Source organism: Aequorivita sp. CRS11 (genome assembly GCF_059693805.1).
Window position 1 is genome coordinate 1 of record NZ_JCATIG010000024.1, and the last position, 1162, is coordinate 1162.

Sequence of the window (1162 nt, forward strand, 5' to 3'; positions counted from 1 at the left end):
GCTAGGGAACCTCTGAAAAACTCCCCGACTTTGCCATAATCAGGGCTTTCTATCAGCCACTTTCCGGGAATGCCATGAGCCAGCTGACTTTTGCCGAAGCCGAATATGAACACAAGAAGCGCAAGACCCGGCGGGAAGTGTTCCTTGAGAAGTTGGATCAGTTGCTACCCTGGAAGGCGCTGGAGTCCACGATTGCGGTCTATTACGCCTCCGGTAGCACTGGCCGGCCGCCGTATCCGCTCTCCAGCATGCTGCGCATTCATGTCATGCAGATCATCTACAACCTGAGTGATCCGGCGATGGAAGATGCCTTGTATGAGATCGAGTCTATGCGCCGTTTCGCAGGGATTCGGCTCTCTCGGGTTCCTGATGAGACAACGATCCTGAACTTCCGGCACCTGCTGGAGCAGCACACTCTTGGCAAGAAGCTGTTCAAGAAGATCAACCGTCAGTTGGCACGACATGGCCTGATGGTTCGGGAAGGCAGCATCGTTGATGCGACGATTATCGAAGCGCCCAGCTCGACGAAGAACAAAGGTAAGGCTCGTGATCCGGAGATGCACCAGACCAAGAAAGGCAATCAATGGCACTTTGGCATGAAGTGCCATATTGGCGTCGATGACACGGTGGGTCTGATTCATAGCCTTGCCACTACCGCCGCGAATGAGCATGACCTGACGGCATCAGACCAGCTTTTGCATGGCAAAGAGAAACGTGTCTGGGGAGACGCGGGTTATTGCGGTATCGAGAAACGCGAAGAGCACAAGAACCGTAAAGTGGATTGGTTTATCGCTGAGCGTCCTGGTAAGCGCTCCACGATGTCGAAGGTTGCGCTGGAATGCGAAACCATCAAAGCCAGCGTACGTGCCAAAGTGGAACATCCCTTCCGAGTGATCAAAGGCATGTTCGGTTACAGCAAGGTTCGCTACCGGGGTCTGGCGAAAAATACCAACCGGCTCTATCTCCTGGCGGGGCTGCACAACCTGTTGAGGGTGAAACGGGTGCTGCTGCCCTAGGGGCAGTGCGCCTGATTGCCGCTAAAGTGCGGCAATCAGGCGAAAAAATGAACACTCAAGAGTGAATTGTGGCCTGAATTTGATGGCAGAAGCCTGTTGATCATCGTAAAGGCGAAAAAAGCGAGTTATTCAGACCTTCCCTAGTA

Annotated in this window: 1 protein-coding gene; it reads left to right on the forward strand. The window is 53.5% G+C overall.

Annotation, left to right across the window (positions count from 1 at the left end):
* Nucleotides 1-74 precede the first annotated feature (74 nt).
* Nucleotides 75-1016 carry an IS5 family transposase gene (locus AC58DT_RS15535; protein WP_064782570.1) on the forward strand — a complete coding sequence of 314 codons (942 nt, stop codon included), beginning with the start codon at nt 75-77 and terminating at the stop codon, nt 1014-1016.
* Nucleotides 1017-1162 lie beyond the last annotated feature (146 nt).

Bases quoted from the DNA above. Each gene is read 5' to 3' on its own strand.
- AC58DT_RS15535 (WP_064782570.1), top strand. From the start codon at position 75: ATGAGCCAGCTGACTTTTGCCGAAGCCGAATATGAACACAAGAAGCGC.